Source organism: Mesorhizobium delmotii (assembly GCF_900149755.1).
GTDB lineage: Bacteria > Pseudomonadota > Alphaproteobacteria > Rhizobiales > Rhizobiaceae > Mesorhizobium > Mesorhizobium delmotii.
This window is the reverse complement of record NZ_FUIG01000046.1, coordinates 121,285-136,811: the sequence shown is the minus strand read 5'-3', so window position 1 is coordinate 136,811 and position 15,527 is coordinate 121,285. Positions and strand designations below refer to the sequence as shown.

General features: G+C 62.2%; 19 protein-coding genes. 8 read left to right on the top strand and 11 right to left on the bottom strand.

The genetic code is table 11. The features are described 5' to 3' along the window. The first annotated feature begins 1,577 nt into the window (after positions 1-1,577). On the top strand, positions 1,578-1,733 hold the full coding sequence (locus BQ8482_RS38365) for a hypothetical protein (protein ID WP_165848745.1): 156 nt from the start codon (positions 1,578-1,580) through the stop codon (positions 1,731-1,733). 32 nt (positions 1,734-1,765) lie between these two features. Here the strand turns inward: BQ8482_RS38365 and BQ8482_RS28115 are convergent, their stop codons facing one another. The 3 genes from BQ8482_RS28115 to BQ8482_RS28105 all read right to left on the bottom strand — a co-directional run bounded on the left by BQ8482_RS28115 (position 1,766) and on the right by BQ8482_RS28105 (position 4,336). Beyond that, complete coding sequence (locus BQ8482_RS28115; protein ID WP_123150568.1) at positions 1,766-2,440, bottom strand: LuxR C-terminal-related transcriptional regulator; 675 nt, start codon at positions 2,438-2,440, stop codon at positions 1,766-1,768. Next, the gene (locus BQ8482_RS28110) at positions 2,440-3,843 is read right to left on the bottom strand and encodes a sensor histidine kinase (protein ID WP_244603023.1); all 1,404 of its coding nucleotides are present in this window, start codon (positions 3,841-3,843) and stop codon (positions 2,440-2,442) included. The genes BQ8482_RS28115 and BQ8482_RS28110 overlap by 1 nt, the downstream gene beginning before the upstream one ends. Positions 3,844-4,144: 301 nt before the next feature. Beyond that, positions 4,145-4,336, bottom strand: a complete 192-nt coding sequence (locus BQ8482_RS28105) for a DUF3606 domain-containing protein (RefSeq protein WP_123150566.1) — start codon at positions 4,334-4,336, stop codon at positions 4,145-4,147. A 317-nt stretch (positions 4,337-4,653) separates the two neighbouring features. Between BQ8482_RS28105 and BQ8482_RS28100 the strand changes: the two genes are divergently transcribed. Next, the gene (locus BQ8482_RS28100) at positions 4,654-4,953 is read left to right on the top strand and encodes a DUF1236 domain-containing protein (protein ID WP_123150565.1); all 300 of its coding nucleotides are present in this window, start codon (positions 4,654-4,656) and stop codon (positions 4,951-4,953) included. A gap of 60 nt (positions 4,954-5,013) precedes the next feature. After that, positions 5,014-5,472, top strand: a complete 459-nt coding sequence (locus BQ8482_RS28095; protein ID WP_244603004.1) for a hypothetical protein — start codon at positions 5,014-5,016, stop codon at positions 5,470-5,472. A 105-nt stretch (positions 5,473-5,577) separates the two neighbouring features. Here BQ8482_RS28095 and BQ8482_RS28090 read toward each other — a convergent pair whose 3' ends face one another. Continuing rightward, positions 5,578-6,750, bottom strand: coding sequence for an amidohydrolase (locus tag BQ8482_RS28090; protein ID WP_123150759.1), 1,173 nt, complete (start codon positions 6,748-6,750; stop codon positions 5,578-5,580). 106 nt (positions 6,751-6,856) lie between these two features. Between BQ8482_RS28090 and BQ8482_RS28085 the strand changes: the two genes are divergently transcribed. Both BQ8482_RS28085 and BQ8482_RS28080 read left to right on the top strand, forming a co-directional pair. Beyond that, a complete protein-coding gene (locus BQ8482_RS28085; protein ID WP_123150758.1) occupies positions 6,857-7,717 on the top strand; it encodes an AraC family transcriptional regulator in 861 nt (286 codons plus the stop codon). A 27-nt stretch (positions 7,718-7,744) separates the two neighbouring features. After that, a complete protein-coding gene (locus tag BQ8482_RS28080) occupies positions 7,745-8,179 on the top strand; it encodes a cupin domain-containing protein (protein ID WP_123150564.1) in 435 nt (144 codons plus the stop codon). A 31-nt stretch (positions 8,180-8,210) separates the two neighbouring features. On the opposite strand, the gene BQ8482_RS28075 is transcribed toward BQ8482_RS28080, so the two are convergent. The 4 genes from BQ8482_RS28075 to BQ8482_RS28065 are packed head-to-tail and all read right to left on the bottom strand — an operon-like array spanning position 8,211 to position 10,303. Beyond that, on the bottom strand, positions 8,211-8,771 hold the full coding sequence (locus BQ8482_RS28075; RefSeq protein ID WP_123150563.1) for a nuclear transport factor 2 family protein: 561 nt from the start codon (positions 8,769-8,771) through the stop codon (positions 8,211-8,213). Continuing rightward, the gene (locus BQ8482_RS39620) at positions 8,768-9,112 is read right to left on the bottom strand and encodes an alpha/beta hydrolase family protein (protein WP_244603003.1); all 345 of its coding nucleotides are present in this window, start codon (positions 9,110-9,112) and stop codon (positions 8,768-8,770) included. Before BQ8482_RS39620 ends, BQ8482_RS28075 begins: the two co-directional genes overlap by 4 nt. Next, on the bottom strand, positions 9,070-9,747 hold the full coding sequence (locus BQ8482_RS28070) for an alpha/beta hydrolase (RefSeq protein ID WP_244603002.1): 678 nt from the start codon (positions 9,745-9,747) through the stop codon (positions 9,070-9,072). The genes BQ8482_RS39620 and BQ8482_RS28070 overlap by 43 nt, the downstream gene beginning before the upstream one ends. A 52-nt stretch (positions 9,748-9,799) precedes the next feature. Continuing rightward, positions 9,800-10,303, bottom strand: coding sequence for a nuclear transport factor 2 family protein (locus tag BQ8482_RS28065; RefSeq protein ID WP_123150757.1), 504 nt, complete (start codon positions 10,301-10,303; stop codon positions 9,800-9,802). Positions 10,304-10,430: 127 nt separating this feature from the next. On the opposite strand from BQ8482_RS28065, the gene BQ8482_RS28060 reads away from it, so the two are divergent. Further along, on the top strand, positions 10,431-11,339 hold the full coding sequence (locus BQ8482_RS28060; protein ID WP_123150562.1) for a LysR family transcriptional regulator: 909 nt from the start codon (positions 10,431-10,433) through the stop codon (positions 11,337-11,339). Between the two features lie 51 nt (positions 11,340-11,390). Here BQ8482_RS28060 and BQ8482_RS28055 read toward each other — a convergent pair whose 3' ends face one another. After that, complete coding sequence (locus tag BQ8482_RS28055) at positions 11,391-11,846, bottom strand: carboxymuconolactone decarboxylase family protein (RefSeq protein WP_123150561.1); 456 nt, start codon at positions 11,844-11,846, stop codon at positions 11,391-11,393. A gap of 305 nt (positions 11,847-12,151) precedes the next feature. On the opposite strand from BQ8482_RS28055, the gene BQ8482_RS28050 reads away from it, so the two are divergent. Both BQ8482_RS28050 and BQ8482_RS28045 read left to right on the top strand, forming a co-directional pair. Beyond that, entirely contained in the window at positions 12,152-12,916 is a 765-nt protein-coding gene (locus tag BQ8482_RS28050; RefSeq protein WP_123150560.1) for a copper homeostasis protein CutC, read from the top strand. Between the two features lie 19 nt (positions 12,917-12,935). Continuing rightward, the gene (locus BQ8482_RS28045) at positions 12,936-13,433 is read left to right on the top strand and encodes a GNAT family N-acetyltransferase (RefSeq protein WP_123150756.1); all 498 of its coding nucleotides are present in this window, start codon (positions 12,936-12,938) and stop codon (positions 13,431-13,433) included. Positions 13,434-13,443: 10 nt separating this feature from the next. Here the strand turns inward: BQ8482_RS28045 and BQ8482_RS28040 are convergent, their stop codons facing one another. Further along, on the bottom strand, positions 13,444-14,463 hold the full coding sequence (locus BQ8482_RS28040; protein WP_123150559.1) for an acyltransferase family protein: 1,020 nt from the start codon (positions 14,461-14,463) through the stop codon (positions 13,444-13,446). A 228-nt stretch (positions 14,464-14,691) separates the two neighbouring features. Then, the gene (locus BQ8482_RS28035) at positions 14,692-15,489 is read right to left on the bottom strand and encodes an FAD binding domain-containing protein (protein ID WP_123150558.1); all 798 of its coding nucleotides are present in this window, start codon (positions 15,487-15,489) and stop codon (positions 14,692-14,694) included. Between the last annotated feature and the right edge of the window lie 38 nt (positions 15,490-15,527).

The following is a 15,527-nucleotide window of genomic DNA, read 5'->3' as shown; positions in this document are numbered from 1 at the left end:
AGAGTTGTGAACTCTGTTATCGGGCCACAAGTTGGGACTTCCGGTCGGACTGCGCAGTTCAGCTTCGCGCTGGAAAACGGATCAGAGCGCCGAAGAGTGCGCAACGCGCGTCCGCGCACCAAGACGGCTGCGACGGCTGCGCGCGAAGGAGCGGCCGTCAGAGAAGCAGCCGCCGATCCGTCGTAAGGAAAGGTGCGGACCACCTCCACAGAAGGATGGGCCGGATGCCAGCCGATCCATCCCACGTGACTTTGGGCTAACCACCCTACCCCCATCTGCAGTCGTGGATGCGCCAGAAAGCGGACATCGCGTCGACCCGCCCTTTTGGTCACTATGGACCGGCTTTGGCACTGACCATGTGCGAATCAACCTGAGGCCGGGCTGTTCTGCGTTTCCTCTCCTGGATCCATTTCATGGCGTAGTGGGCCAAGCACGCGCACATCCCGACAATCGCCACGTGATGAACAAAGAAGGCCGGCGCGGACGCCTCGAAGTTCCAGAGATCCATTGTCATCTGGAGGAAAAGCTTCAATCCGATGTTCACCGCGAAACAGCTGTGTACACCATAAACGGCGATGGCGATGGCGAGCCCGCGCAGGAGTGCCCTTCATGTTCGAAAGGGGCCCGAGATTAGGACTTCAGTCTGCCCGCTAGCCGACCATTGGCTGGCGCAAGCAGTGCTTTGGTCCGGGACTGCTATGGCAAAAGCCCAGATGGGAGAGTTTTCAGGAACCGAGCTCCTGCAGGCGTCGTTGCGGTGCCAACCCGTGACAGGAGGCTGCTATGGATCCCAGCATTCACCAGGCACGTTGGCTGCTTTTTCCGGTATTTGGCTTGGTATTCGGGGTCGCAGCCGTCGGGCTTATTGTCGGCTGATGGGGTCGACCAATGAAGGCAACACACTTGCGCAGTAATGAGTCCCTTCCTGCGCTAGCGAGACCCACCGGTTTCTCCCCCTGAGACTGGTGGGTCTTGACACCGCCTGATGATGGCGAAAGCGTGATAAACTGGTGCAAAGTACAGAGGATTGGCTCGAATTCGAAACAGGTAGAAACGCGACGCAGACCAAGACGGTCAGAGGATATTCTAGCGTGCTATTGGCAAATTCATTGATCACAGACGCGATACGGCCGCAACGCCTGAGGCTCCGTGAGACAAGAGTTCTCGCCAGGATGAATGCGCGGCCTGCGTGCCCTCAATCGCAGCCCAGGCTCAAATCTCTTCGAAGGCTTCGCGTCGCCATTTGCCTCAGCGCATCGGCCTTGGCTCTCGTCGTGAGCCCCTACCGTGTGGCACAGGACGGCCTGTCCCTGACGCTTAGCCCGCAGGCGGCCCAGGCACAAGGGAACTCTGGGAACGCTGGGAACTCCGGAAACTCTGGAAACTCCGGGAACGCTGGAAGCCCCGGGAACTCTGGAAACGCTGGAACTCCAGGGAGTTCGAACTCCAATGCCAACGCGGGCAAGGGCAAATCAAAATCATCGAAAGGCAATCCCCCGGCAAATCCAGTTGCCGCGGTAACCCCCGGCAACAAGCCAAAAGTTTATGTCAACGCGACCACTGGAGACCGGATCGAAGTGCGCGGGGCAAGTGTGGGTGTGGTGCATTCCAACGGGCTCAGCGAGCGCATCGACGGCGGCCATTATGAAATGCGGGATGCCATGGGCCGTACCATCATTCGCCGGCAGGCAACGAACTCCGATCGGGCAAGACTGCTCGCCATGATCGAGTGATGACGAGTTCACAGGCCGCAGGCTACCTTGCTTCACGCAGGATGGCGGGCAGGCGGATGCTGATGCTCGGTCGCGTCGCGCAATGTCATCGCGGCTTCGGTCCGGTTGCTCACATTGAGCTTGGCGAGGATTCGCGTCATGTGATGCTTTATGGTTTTCTCGTGCAGATTCAGCTGAAGACCGATCCGCTTGTTGCTCAATCCCGCGGCAACGAGCGTCAGTATCTCTCTTTCACGATTGGTGAGCTCGGCCAGCACGTCAACTTTCGCGGTCGCGGTTGACTGGATAGACAGGTCGACCAACACGCGCGCCGACAATTGCGGGCAAACATACCGTTCGCCCAACGCCACCGTGCGCAGTATCGCGGCCAAGGTTCTCGACCCGACACCCTTCAGGACATAGCCTCTTGCCCCGCTCTGCAAGGCGGTCATGACGTGCTGGTTTTCCTCCGAAACGGTCAGCATCACGATTTTCAGATCCGGGTGCCGCTCCAGAGCCGGTTCGATCGCGCTGAGGCCCCCTCCAGGCACCGAGATGTCCATCAGGAGAATATCGAGCTGCTGGTCTTCCGATATCCGCAAGGCGTCATCTCTACTGCTGCCTTGGGCAACGATCTCGAACCCGCCGATCTGCTCGAGAGTGCGCACGACGCCCTCCCTGAACAGCGGATGGTCGTCGATGACGGCGAGCTTTATGGCCGCTGCCATCACGCCTGTCCTATTTCAACTATGTTGAGAACCATTTTCACCACCGTGCCATTCTGTGAAGATGTTACACTAAATTGGCCGCCGAGGCTTTCTACCCGCTCACGCAGCCCGATGAGCCCCAGCCTTTCAGGGTGGATGATCTTCGGGTCGAAACCTGGGCCGGTGTCGGAAACCTCGATAGAAACGCGCTCCCCGTCGAAATGTTTCGCGACCGATTGACCGGCACCCCCGGCGTGGCGGAAGCCATTGTTCAGCGCCTCCTGAATGAAGCGAAAGATGCAGATCTTGGCCGCTGGTGACAAGGGTGTGTGTCCCCCGGTCATGGACAGCATCACTTTGACGCCGGTTCGCCCTTCGTGTGCTCGCACGGCAAGCTCGAGGATTTCCGTCAACTCGGCATTCTCGACATGCGGCAGCATAAGGCCCTTGCTGACATTCCTGATTTCTCGCATCGCATCGTCCAAATTGGCTTTGACTGCCTGCAATTCCCGTGCGCGCGCCGCAGCCGGCGTGGCAGAATCGGCAAGCACGGGGCTGTCGATCCCCAGCGCCGCGAGGGCAACCAGTTGCGCCGGCCCGTCGTGCAGGTCCGCGCCGATCCGCCTGAGGTAACGTTCGTTAAGCGCCGTAGCGCGCTGCGAGGCACGCTGCACCCGCAGTCTCAACATTCTGTTTTGAACAACCAGTTCGGAAAGTTCGGCAATGCGCTGCTTCAATGAGCGGCTCTGGGAACGAATCGTGCGGCTGCCACGAAAAACGATCGCCGAGAGCCCGAGGAAGAAAATAGCGGTGACGGCTGCGACATCGAACCAGGTCCGAACGAGTGCCTGCCGGAGGTCCTTTTCAAAATCGGTGGCGATCTCGTCGAATTCCAAAACAGCCACGACTTCGCCCGACCACGGCTGAAGCATCGGATTAAAGATTTCAAGAAGATGCAAGCCGCTGTCCCTCTCAGCCTGGTTATCATAGTGCCTGTCCAATTCAGCAACTATGTCGCCTGCGAATGCGGCCCGGAGATTGTCGCTGAGTGGAAAGCGCTTCCCGACCAAATTTTTATTGGTTGAATAGAGGATGGTGCCGTCGCGGCGCCAGAGCTTGAAGGATTCGAGCCTTGTGCCGAGTGCGCCTTGTCCCAGCGTTTCATCCAGCGCGTGGGCAACGCTCTCGTCGAGCACTTCGCTCTTGCGCATGTCGGGGAGCAGCGGCGCGACAACGCTGTCGACGTAAAGAGCGGTCGCAGAAGCCGAGTTCCGGGTGACCGCGGCTTCTATCTGGCTTGTCACGGAAATTCCCACCACGATCATCGCCGACAGCGAGAATAGCCCGCCGGCGAGCAGAAACTGAGCGGCCAGCGACAGTGCATTCCATCGATCGATCAGTCTTGTCGCTCTGTATGGCGCCATATCCCCAACGGCCCGGTCGGCGGCGCGTCGCGCCAGCGGCATGATTCGAGAGAACCGGCCAATCTGTCGTCGAACGACGCTAAGCGACGCCATCTTTGATCTGCAACTGATCAATCGCTAGGGAACTTAGGGCTTTACGGGCTGGACGGAAACCGCACCCGACGGGTTTTTTCGCATAAACTCCACTGCCCTCGTTGAGCGAGGCAGCAAGCCATGACGCGCCAACTCCGATGCTTTCGATCCTTCGGCACAGATGGTGCAACGCATGATCGCCCGCGCGGCGGAAGATGCGGCGGGTTTTTCACTTCCGGTCGCGCAAGGCTCTCACTGCTTGAGTAAGGGTCATCCGATCGTTGCCGTTCTTTTTGATCAGCTTGCTGACCTGGCTGGGCGAAACGCCATTTTCTCGTGCGAAATGTTCCACTTCGTAATACTCGTCCACCGACAGGCGGTCGTGGTCGAGGAAGTCTCGATTGCACTTGTTGTCGGCCATTTCCTTTCTCCTGGCGAAGCCTAACACGGGGTCTGAATGTCGGTTGGAAACAGGCTGGATGAGGGTGTTGGACACTCCTCTCCTTGAACTCCTCCCATGAACTTGCGGCGAACGAGTGCGAGCGGTCGCGGTTCCGGGCGGATCGATAGCCGGACCCATGCGCGCGGCAGGTCAGACTTAAGTCCAATGGCAAGGCTTCTCGGATCGGACCGAAGCCCAGCCAAGGAACATTTGCAGCGGCCTGATGTTTCGATGAGTCTGGCGCGAAGATGATGCCAAAAGAGCTCAGCTAAAGTCACATCATAAAGGAGGCAACTATGAAAATGCGACTTTCCACTGTAGCCGCGGGGTTTCTACTACTGGCAGGTATAGGCGCCGCTGCCGCTCAGGACGTGATCATCGCGCCTGAGCAGGAGACCGTCATCAGGGAATATGTGGAAAAGCAGCCGCTCGCCTCGGTGAAGATCCCTGGGGTGGAGCTCAATATCGGCTCAACGCTACCCGATACGGTCGAGCTTCATGAAGTTCCCGACGTCGAATACCGCTATGTAGTCGTCGACAATCAGACCGTTATCGTTGATCCAGGCACACGCAAGATCGTCAAAATCATTCGGTGATCTGAACGACTTGGGGAGGAGACGCCCGCCGCTTCGAAATGAGCGGCGGGCGACTGTGCTATGGGCAGTGTCAAAATGCGAACAATCAGCAAACTTTTCGATTCCCACGACCAGGCAGCGCGTGCCGTTGCCGCGCTTCAGGCGGCAGGAGTTTCTCACGAACAGATCAGCGTCATCGGACCCTACGACGACGAAATCGGCGCTGTCCTGAGCGGTCCGGGCGGTGCCGCGCTTGGCGCGGCTGCTGGTCTGTTAATCGGCCTGGGTGCTTTTGGAGCCACCGGCATTGATCCTGTCGGAGCGGCGGCTGGCATGATCCTCGTCGGTGCGGCCTGTGGCGGCTTTGCTGGCAGGCTTCTCGGGGCATCTGCCGATCTTGCCAAAAAGCCGGGTGAGCCAAACGTTGTACAAGGCGTCATTTTTGTGATGGCGAGCGTCGATGAAAACCAGGCCGATACCGCGCAGGCAGTGCTTGAAAATCCCGTTCACGTAACGCAAGTCGTGGCCACAGCCGGGTGAGATGCGTCGGGTTGGTGTCGCGCAAGACTGTTTCCCGGCTTATGGCCCACGAATCGCATTCAGATCGGCACTTCTCGCTGAGCCATCAGTTTTCCCTCTGACGGTTCACGAGGCGGGAAGCGTCTGCTCGACCAGATTGACGTAGTAGCGCAACACCGTCGGCACGATCTCGTCATTGAATACATAGCGATCGCCATGCAGCCCCTCGCCGGGACCGACATCGCCGACGCCGATCCACGCGTAGCAGCCGCCTGCCTCGCGGATCATGAAGGCGAAATCCTCGCAGCCGAGGCTCGGGCTGAACTCGGTCGTGACATTCTCCCTCCCGACGGTGGCGGCGGCCGCCTCGACGGCGCGGGCCGTGGCAATCGCCGTATTGATGAGCGGCGGATAGCCCTTCTTGTAGTCGAGCGTGGCCTTGAGCGAATGGGCTGCGGCAATGCCCCCGGCGATCTCGCCGATCAGCTTCTCGCAATGATCGGAATAACCGGGCTCGAAAAAGCGGCAGGTGCCTTGCAGCCAGACCTTGCCAGGCACGATGTTGCCGACATTGCCGCCATGGATCTGCGTGAGGCTGACAACCAGCGCGCTTTGCGGATCGACCGAGCGGCTGACGATGCGCTGGACGGCCTGGACAAAGGCGCCCGCGGCCAGGATCGGGTCGTCGCCGAGCTGCGGCATGGCGGCATGCGCGCCAAGACCCTCGAAGGTCAGTTCGAAATTGTCGACGGCGGCCATCTGCGCTCCGACGCGAGCGGCGATCGTCCCCAGTCTGACGCCCGGCCAGTTGTGGACGGCATACATCGCCTCGACTGGGAAACGCCTGAACAGGCCGTCTTCGATCATGCGCAAGCTGCCGCCTTCGTTTTCTTCGGCTGGCTGGAAGATGAAGTAGACGATGCCCTCGAAGGCGCGGGATTGGCTGAGCAGTCTGGCGGCGCCGAGCAGCATGGCGGTGTGGCCGTCATGGCCGCAGGCGTGCATTATGCCCTCATTCCTGGAGGCATAGGGCAAGCCGGTCCTCTCGACGACCGGAAGCGCGTCCAACTCGGCGCGGAGACCGATGGCGCGCGTGCCCGTGCCGCTGCGCAGGACGCCGACAACCCCGGTGCCGCCGATCCCCTCATGCACCTCATTGAAGCCGAAGGCGCGCAGTTTCTCGGCAACGAAACGTGCCGTTTCGTTCTCATCGAATCCGAGTTCGGGATTGGAATGGATGTGGTGGCGCCAGGCTATAACCTCTGGCGTCAAGGCAGCGATGGGGTCATTATGCAGCACGACGCTCTCCTTCCATGCCGGCAAAGGGCGGTTTGATCCGGGATCACGATTAGAAGGTCGCACAAGAGGCGTCTTGAACCAGATTGACCGCAGCAGAGAGAAAGACGTGGACGCGACCGAGACCAGGAAATACTGGCGCCATCCCTGTTTCCCTGACCTTGGCCTGTTCAAGGCGCGCTTTACACAGCATCGCTACCAGTTGCACACCCATCCAACCTATGTGATCGCCTTGATCACAGCTGGCTGCGAACGCATCCGCATCGGACGCCGCAGCGTTCTTGCTCCGGCAGGCAGCATTGCCATTGTGAACCCCGAGGAGTGGCATGACGGAGAACAAGGTGCGGATGGAGGCTGGGCCTACCGGACGTTTTATCCGTCGGTGCCGCTGATGGCGGGACTCGCCCGCGAGCTGGGCGGAGATGGCGATCCGGTCTTCTCGGACGCGATCATCGAGGACAGCGATCTCGCCGCAGCGTTGGCGGCGGCGCATGAAGGTTCTACGTCCCGGGACGCAACGAAAGCCGAGGCGTCGCTGCTCGTCGCCTTGAGGCATCTCATCGTACGGCACGGCGATTGGAGAGGGCGAACCGAAGCGATCGAAAGCTCGGGATCGCGACAGAGGTTCTCGCTCTACGAGGATCTTGTCGAAAGCGAACTTGGCTCGCAACTTGACCTGCAGCGGCTTGCCGACGCCGCGCGCGTCACCCGGTTCCAGGTCATCCGGGATTTCAAGAAGGCGATTGGCCTGACGCCCGCAGCCTATATCCGCGACCGGAGATTGCGTCGCGCCAGCACCTTGATAGAACAGGGGCTCGGCCTCGCCGATGCCGCCATCGCGGCAGGTTTCGCCGACCAGAGCCACCTTTCCCGCACGTTCCGGGCGACGCGCGGCATGACGCCTGGCATGTTCAGGAGAGGCGGCTGGAGTGCTCCCAAAAGGAGACGCTTGCGCGCGGAAATTTGCTGAGCGATGGTGAAGTGGTGGGGGGAAATCATGCGAGAAATTCTGATATCGACGAAGCTGCTGCTCGCGGCAGCCCTGTCCGCAACCGTCGCGCACGCGCTGGACGCCAGCGGCACCCCGGTTGTCGTGACCCCGCTTGCCTCGCGCACCGAGACGGCGTCCGGCCAGCCGATCACGCTTCCGCAGAAAAACGTGCAGGTCCTGGTTTCGTCCTTTGAGATCGCGCCGGGCGCGACCTTGCCGGTCCACAAGCACCCGTTTCCCCGCTATGCCTATGTCCAGGGTGGGACGCTTCAGGTCACCAATGTCGAGACCGGCAAGAGCACCACATATAAGTCAGGCGATTTCATCATCGAAATGATCGGGCAGTGGCATCAGGCCACCAATGTCGGCGCCGATCCGGTCAAGCTGCTGGTCATCGACCAGGTCGAAGAAGGCGCCAAGAACACGGTGTTGCGCCAGTAGCTGCCAACAGTGGTGGCTGCCAGCCGGCTGCTCACTTCGCCGCCGCGTTCACCCGGTCAGCGGCGGCGGCCAGCACGGCGCGGTCGCCGTCCTCGTACAGGCGGCGGATGGCGATGGCGCTGACGCGCCAGCCTTCGGGCGTCCGCACCAGCCGGTGTAGATAGCTGGCGCCGACCGTCCAGAACCGGGTGTCGAACCAGTGGGTCGCGCGGACGTGGCTGCGCGCAACCGCATCCTTGCCCGCGCCTTCGATAACGATGTTGGTGATGAGGTGCTGGGTGGCGTCGAAGCCCGGCAGCAGGCCTTGCCACTGAGCAATCAGCGCGTCGCGGTCGCTGGTCGCAACCTCGCCACCGAAAAGGCTCGTATAGTCGGTCGTGACGCGGGCCGCGAGATAGGATTTGATCCGGTTCCATTCGCGCAAATCGGCATAAAGGCCGATCCCCGCCACTGCCTCGGCGATGGCGGTCCTGTCTTCGACCGTCAGCGCAGCCGTGGACTGCGTGGTGCTCAAGGCCAGCGCACAGCTGGCGGTAGACGTCGCGGCGAAAACTGCCGAGGCCAAGACGTGCCGGCGGGTGACGGGGCTCATTGTCCTGCCTCCCCTGCACTGCCCAGCGTGGTGCGGAAATGCGCGGCGACGGCGTCGGTCGCCGCCTCCACCGGCGCGGCGCCGTCGTAGAAATCGAACTGGGTCACATTGTCGAGCCACAGTTCCTGCTTCGGCCCGGTCAGTCGCGCGTAAAATTTGTGCGCACCCTGCGGGATGGCAGCCGCCTCGCTATGCACCATCAGGAAGGGCCGATGCAGGCGCGGAGCAGCCTGGATCGCATCGAATGTCAGCCAGCCGCGCCAGAAGGCCGGATCGGCCTCGTTGCGCCAGGCTGGGGTCATGCCGCGATCGGGCTCGGTGTAGTAGGGCACCTTGAACATGTTCGCCCGCTGGTCGGTAAGGCTGGCGGCGGGCAGGAGTGCCTGCTTGCCGGTGCGGCGATAGGCGGCCTCGGCGCATTGCCCGCGGCTTCAAGCCTGGCGACCCCGTCCTTGCCGCCATAGGTCTGCTCGACCACCTCGGCATCGTGCAGCCAGGGCGCGACCAAGGCGACCGACTTGATCCCGGCATCTTTAGCGGCGGCAGTGACCATATAGCCGGAGCTGGCGCAAATGCCGAGCCCTCCGATGCTGTCCTTGCTGACCTCGGGCCGGGTTGCGAGATAGGCGACCGCCGCTTCGATATCGGCGATCTTGGCGCTGGGGTCCTCGTATTGACGCCGAGCGCCGCCGCTCTCGCCCCAACCGCGAAAATCGAAGGTCAAGGCGACGAACCCACGGTCGGCCATCTCGCGTGCGTAGCGGGCGGCCATCTGTTCCTTCACCGTCATCCATGCGCCGGTCACGACCAGCGCGGGCCGAGCTTTCGCCGGGTCCATATCCTCGGGCAGATAGAGATCGCCGACGATCTGCTCACTGTGCGAGGCGAAAGTGACGCGCTCGACGCGCGGTGCGGCGAAGGCGCTGGAGCCGAGCGCGACGGCGGTTGCCGCGGCTAGCGTCAGGATTTTCAACATCGCGAGTCTCCTTTGGCTTGGAGCGAGAAACGGATTTAGGAAGGCCGCCGCCTCAACGGTCGTCCGCCAGTCGGCCGGGCAGTGGCTTCAGCGGGTAGTGCGTCCAGTAGAAGGCGTCCGACTGGTACATGTCGGTCAAAAAATTCTGTGCCTCGGCGATCTTGCCGTCCCTGATGCGAAACATCAGGGCGTAGAGCTGGTCGATCTCGGGACCTGAGCCGACGTTCGACCAGCCGCGATGGATGTCGACGACGAGGTCGCCCTGCGCCTGGAAGAAGATCGGCTCAGCCCTAAATTTGCCGTCGGCCAAGCCGCGGAAGAAGGCGACCACTTCCTCCGGCCCGCGCTTGTCGCCGGCGAGCGGATGGTGGCCGGGAATGCGCCACACGATGTCGGGCGCGAGGAAGGGCCGCACGGCCTCCGGGTTCCCGGTCGCGTAAGCTGCGTAATAGTCCTTGATCAGCTGGATGTTGCGGTCTTCCTGAGGACCGCCGCTCGCGGGGGCGGCGGACACGGCCAGGAGAGCGCCGGCGGCGAGCGAAGCGAGCCTGGTCATCAGTCCTGTCTCCTTGCCTGTTCGAGCCGTCGCAACAGCGATGCCCATTCGTCGGACCCACCATGAGGCTTTTTGTTCACCGGAAAAACCCGTATAGTTCGACAAGGCCATTTGGAATATCCTCACAATGCGCCTCGACCAGTTCAGTGGCATCGTCGCCTTCGTGAAGGTCGCTGAGGCCAAGAGCTTTACCCGCGCCGCGGCCGAACTCGGCGTCGCCCCGACCTCTTTGAGCGAGGCGGTCAAAGGGCTTGAGGAGCGTCTGGGGGTGCGGCTCTTCAACCGCACGACCCGCAGCGTTGGTTTGACCGAAGCCGGCGCCCACTATTTCGACCACGTGCGCCCAGCGGCCGAAGAGATCCGGGCGGCTGGCGCGGCGCTGCGCGAGACCCGCGATCGCCCCGCCGGCACGCTGCGCCTGAGCCTGCCGTGGATCGCCGCGCCGCTGCTGATCGAGCCGCTGATGGGGCCGTTCATGGACGCTTACCCGGAAGTGCGGCTTAGCCTGATCTTCGACGACAGCTTCATCGATATCGCCGCTCAGGGCTTCGATGCCGGCCTGCGGATCGGCGAGCTTCTCGAGAAGGATATGGTCGGCGCGCGTCTGGGCGGGCCGCTGCAGACGGTCGTGTTGGGGAGCCCGGACTATCTGGCGCGTAACGGCATGCCGAGGCGACCCGCCGACCTCGCCGCCCACCGCTGCATCGCCTTCGCCTTCACCCGCACCCGCGCCATCTCGCCCTGGGAGTTCGTCGTGGACGGACGCCAAGTCGAGTTGACGCCCGACGCACGCCTGGTCGTGAACACACTTCCGCTCTGCATCACCGCCGCCGCGCAAGGGCTTGGCCTGGCCTTTGCCGTCGAAGGCCTCGCTGCGCCGCTTCTCGCCTCAGGCGCGTTGGTCAAGGTGCTGGAGCCTTTCTGTCCCACCTACGAACCGCTCCACCTCTATTATCCCAGCCGCCGTCTCGTCCCGCCCAAGCTGCGAGCCTTCATCGACTTCGTGCGCGCGAACGCCCACAATTTGCGGATCTGATGCGCCGCCGCGAAAACCGACATGTGCCACGGCACATATCGGCGAGCCGGCTCATCCCCAGGCGCCGACCATCTGCCTGGTGGCGGCGTTGAGGCGGTTGAAGGCGTTGATCAAGGCAATCTGGACCACCAGTGCGGCAAGCGCCTTCTCGTCATAATGCCGGGCGGCCTCGTCCCAGATCGCGTCCGGCACCGGGTCCGGCCGGTCGCAGAGCCGGGTTGTTGCCTCGGCAAGCGCAAGAGTCGCGCGTTCGGCGTCGGTGAAGTAAGGCGTCTCCCGCCAGGCGGACACGTTGAAGATGCGCTCGTCCTTTTCGCCGGCCTTCTTCAATTCGCGCGCATGCATGTCGATACAGACGCTGCATCCGTTGATCTGGCTGGCGCGCAAATGGACGAGCTTGCGCGTCACATAGGGCAGGTCAGCCGTTTCCGTCGACTTGTCCAGCGCGAGCAGCGCCTGCAGCGCGCCGGGAATGAGAAGCACAGGGTTTTTCAGTCTTGCTTGCATGGTGGTCTCCTTGTTTGCCGATCCCGGATGCCAATCATCCGGGTTTTTGGTATTACTGTTTCGTTCGTCCTGCGGGTCGGATCGGAGAGGGTTCTGAGAAATCGTCGGTCGCGCTGTCCATGCCAAAACCCATAACTCGCCAGCTATTGATTTACCAATAACTCGGCAGTTATGAATGTGTCAAGCGGGAGCTTGGCGGCAATGCAAACGGCAGCGACCCGACGCGTTGAGCCGATAATTCCAGCTTTCGCGGCAAGGAGCCCGATGCTAGGGCTGCACGTCATGAATCCGCAACGGATCGCCCTGTGACCGATACCGAACGCCCTCGCCTGCCGCTGATCGAAATCTGTGTCGAAGGCATAGATGGCCTGCTGGCCGCGCAAGCCGCCGGCGCCGACCGGGTCGAGCTTTGCGCCAGCCTGGTCGAGGGCGGCATCACCCCGAGTTTGGGCACGGTGCGCGCAGCCCTCGAACTGTCGACGATCCCGGTCCACGTCATCGTGCGGCCGCACGGCGGCGACTTTCTCTACAGTGAAGCCGAGTACCGTTCGATGCTCACCGATGTGCGCGCGCTGAGCGAGCTTGGCGTGGCCGGTGTCGTCGTCGGCTGCCTGAATGCCGACGGTACCATCGACGAAAAGCGCATGAGCGAATTGGTGCAGGCGGCAGGGCCTTTGAACGTCACCTGCCACCGTGCCTTCGACATGACGCGCGATCCGACCGAGGCGCTGGAAGCGCTGATCCGCAGCAAGGTCGGCCGCGTGCTGACCAGCGGCCAGCGCGACACCGCATTGGACGGCGTGGCCCTGCTGGCGGAACTCGTCCGGCAGGCGGGGAAACGCATCATCATTCTCGGTTGCGGCGGGCTCGACCCCACTAACATCGCCGAGGTGCGGGAAAGAACCGGACTGACTGAAATACACGTCGCCGCACTCAAGGACGTGCCGAGCGCCATGTGCTACCGCAATCCGCAGGTTGGGATGGGCGGCACCGACCTTGACCGCGAATACCGCAATACGGTGACCGACGCGGCGCTTGTGGCTGCGACGATTGCGGCGGTGCGAGCATGATCCCGAAGGAAGCAAACATTTGACGCAAGCACGGTTGCCGATCGAAAAAGTCTCGCCGCAGGACGAGCCCGCCGTCCTCGCCCTCAATAACGAGCACGCGACCGAGCTGTCGTGGCTTGGGCCGGAACGCCTGTCCTTCCTGCTCGGCGAAGCGTTTTATGCGCGCCGCCTCGGCGCACTCGAAGCCTTCATCATGACCTTCGACCAGGACGCCCGCTACGACAGCCCGAACTTCCTGTGGTTCCGCGAGCGTTTTCCGCGCTTCGTCTATGTCGACCGCGTCGTCGTTGCGGAAGAAGCGCGTGGCCGCGGCCATGCCCGACGGCTCTATGAGGATCTGTTCGACCATGCGTTGCGTGCCGGCCTGACCATCGTCACTTGCGAGGTGAATGCCGACCCGCCCAACCCGGCGTCGGATGCCTTTCACGCAGCGCTCGGCTTTGTCGAGGTCGGCGACGCGGTGATCCACGGCGGCAAGAAGGCGGTGCGCTACTATACCAGGCAAATCACCGGCTGAGGCGACCGCCCTACCAGTTGCGGTTCAGCCAGCCACGGGCCGGCCTTTCGACGATGTAATAGCTGCACAAAGCGCAAGCGAACGCTCCGGCCAGCATCACCAGCGCACTGCCCTGCGAGTAGACGAATTTGTAGAACGGCTGCTGCCACAGATAGAGCGAGTACGACCACAGCCCCAGCGTCGACATCGGCCAGGAGGACAGGAAACCGGTCAGGTACCGCGTACTGAAATCGAGCGAATTGACGGCGAGCGCCAACAGCGGCACCGCGACCAGATAATGGATCGGCGTCGGCACCGCATCCATGAACAGAAGAACCGCACCGGCAGACGTCGCAACCGCGACATGCGGCCCCTTGAACAAGGCCGGCAGCCTGCCGTCGGCCTTGAGCAGGCATATCACCGCCGACAGCAGGATCGAGGCGATGTGCACGTCGGTCCGCCAATAGGTGCTTTCGTAGTCCATTCCGAAGGCCCAGTATGAGATCGCGCCATTCGCCATGGCCAGCACCGACAGCGCGCCGAGCAGCATGACGACGCGGGTACGCCCCGAAACCACAAAGCTGATCAGCGCCAGGATTACATAGGCATGTTCTTCCACGCATAGCGACCAGATATGGTCGAGCGCGCCGGCGCGGCTGACGAGAATCCCGGCATAGTTGTAGGTAAATGTCAGCGCCGTCAGCGCCGCTTTCCATGCAAAGCCGACAAACGTGCCGGACAAGGCAGCCATCGAAGCGACGACGAAAACCAGCAGCGCCGGATAGATGCGGGAGAACCGGCGCTTGAAGAACGCCTTGAGCGGATAGCGTTCGACAAAGAGGATCTCGGCCATCAGCCGGCCGCTGAGCACGAAGAAGAACTCGACGCCCATGACACCGAGGTTGATACCGGGGACGGGAAAGAAGTGGCCGATCAGCACCAGCGCGATCGACAGGCCGCGCCATCCGTCGAGATAGGCGAGCCTTGTTCTCGACGATGTGTCGGCGGCAGACCGAGGCACGACAAGCTGCGTCGCGGAGATATCCGTCATACCGGTCCCTTCGCATTTGAACGATGCGAAGGGCTGCAGACTATGACTGTCCGCTCCGAGCCCCAGCCCGCATTCCTGCGCTCATATTGCCGTGCAATAGAGCGCTGTGCAAGTGCGAGATAACCACACCCTGGCACGGGCGGCGATCATACCCGAGAGCGACGAAAAAGGGCCGCGAAGGTCCCTTCTCCAAATGCCGACAACCCCAAGACCCGGCAATCGGTACCTTCAGGCGTTGGCGGCAGCCACTGCGCGCTTGGCCATCACCGCGATCAGATTGGCCCGGTAGTCGGCCGAGGCGTGGATGTCGCTCATCAAATTCTTCGCCGAAATCTTCATGACGTCGAGTGCGGCTGCCGTGAAACTCTTGGTCAGCGCCGCCTCGATTTCCTTCGAACGGAAGACGCCGTCATCCCCGGCCCCGGTGACGGCGACCCTGACGCCGTCCTTGCCCTTGGCCACGAACACCCCGACGATCGCATAGCGCGAAGCGGGATTGCGGAATTTTTCATAGGCCGCCTTGACCGGCGCGGTGAAGGTCACGGCAGTGATGATCTCGCCGTCCTTCAGCGCCGTCTCGAACAGGCCTGTGAAGAACTTGCCGGCCGCGATCTCGCGCTTGTTGGTGACGATGGTGGCGTCGAGCGCAAGAAGTGCTGCCGGATAGTCGGCCGCCGGATCGTTGTTGGCGATCGAGCCACCGATCGTGCCCTTGTAGCGTACCGCCGGATCGCCGATCCGGGACGCCATATGGGCGAGCGCCGGACACGCCTTCTTCAGCTTCTCGTTGCTGGCGACATCGTGATGCGTGGTGGTGGCGCCGATGGTGACGGTCTTGCCCGACACCTTGACGCCCTGCAGTTCCTTGATCCGCGAAAGGTCGACCAGGTCGGAAGGCGCGGCAAGCCGCGTCTTCATCGCGGGGATCAGCGTCATGCCGCCCGACAAGAGCTTTGCATCGCCGCTCTTGAGCAGCTTGGCGGCGTCGGCGACGGAGGCGGCGCGGTGATAGTTGACTGAGTACATTTGTCTTTCTCCCTTCGGGGAAAGAGCGAATAGGAAGT